Here is a 267-nt window from a genome sequence, read left to right on the forward strand (position 1 = left end):
CATCACGGCGGGCAAGGTGGGCTACGAGTTTGACCGCCCGGCTGACGGCGTGACGCTGACCGTCACCGCCACCATCGTCGATGCCGCCGGTAACGTCTCGGCTGAAGGCCGCGACAGCGCGGTGATGGGTGACACCACCGCCACCGGTGCGCCGACCGTGACCATCACCGAGGATGCCAACAACGACGGCACCATCGATCGCACCGAAATTAGCGGCAAGGTAGACGTCAACGTCGGCCTGCCAGCGGATGCCAAGGCGGGTGACAC

At 66.3% G+C, this 267-nt stretch carries 1 protein-coding gene; it reads left to right on the top strand.

What is annotated here, in order from left to right; translation table 11 throughout:
- A partial coding sequence (locus BN1130_RS22745; protein ID WP_042044149.1) for a hypothetical protein occupies positions 1 to 267 on the top strand: 267 nt, incomplete at both ends.

This window comes from Aeromonas rivuli, from assembly GCF_000820045.1.
GTDB lineage: Bacteria > Pseudomonadota > Gammaproteobacteria > Enterobacterales > Aeromonadaceae > Aeromonas > Aeromonas rivuli.